Here is a 666-nt window from a genome sequence, read left to right as displayed (position 1 = left end):
TTGTATTTAGAATACCACCTGCTATGCGGGTGGTTCTAAAAAGCTTTCAGCGGTGAGTAGAAAATAAAAAACCTCCATTGTAAAATTATAGTAGGTTTGCCGACCAGAACTATAATACAAGGAGGTGTGTCCGTTATGGACAATAGTAGTTTAGCACATAGTAAATGGAATTGTAAATATCATATCGTTTTTGCTCCAAAATACAGGAGGCAAATAATTTATGGAAAGATTAAATCTGATATTGGAAGAATTTTAAGAGAATTATGTGAGTATAAAAAAGTAGAAATAATTGAAGCAAATGCATGTAGGGATCATATACATATGCTTGTCAGTATACCGCCGAAGTTAAGCGTAGCTCAATTTATGGGATATTTAAAAGGTAAAAGTTCATTAATGATTTTTGATAGACATGCAAACTTAAAGTATAAGTATGGTAACAGGCAATTTTGGTGTAAAGGATACTATGTTGATACAGTAGGGAGAAATAAAAAAGTTATAGAAGAATATATAAAAAATCAAATACAAGAAGATATAGCATATGAACAAATAAGTTTGAAGGAATATATCGACCCGTTTACGGGTGAGCCGGTGAAAGGAAATAAGAAATAAAGCACCTTATAGGTGCAGTTTGTAAAAGTATGCGGTTGGCAAACCGTTTCGATGTGC

The 666-nt window shown here is 32.7% G+C and carries 1 protein-coding gene; it reads left to right on the top strand.

The genetic code is table 11. The features are described from left to right. The first annotated feature begins 135 nt into the window (after positions 1-135). Complete coding sequence (tnpA, locus tag K5V21_RS19050; protein ID WP_221862671.1) at positions 136-609, top strand: IS200/IS605 family transposase; 474 nt, start codon at positions 136-138, stop codon at positions 607-609. Positions 610-666: the final 57 nt, after the last annotated feature.

Source organism: Clostridium sardiniense, assembly GCF_019753795.1.
In the GTDB taxonomy this organism is placed as follows: domain Bacteria; phylum Bacillota; class Clostridia; order Clostridiales; family Clostridiaceae; genus Clostridium; species Clostridium sardiniense.
Note: the sequence above shows the minus strand (reverse complement) of the source record. Positions and strands in the feature narration are given on the sequence as shown.

Excerpts from the sequence above, each read along its gene's own strand:
- tnpA (WP_221862671.1), top strand. The coding sequence starts at position 136 with ATGGACAATAGTAGTTTAGCACATAGTAAATGGAATTGTAAATATCAT.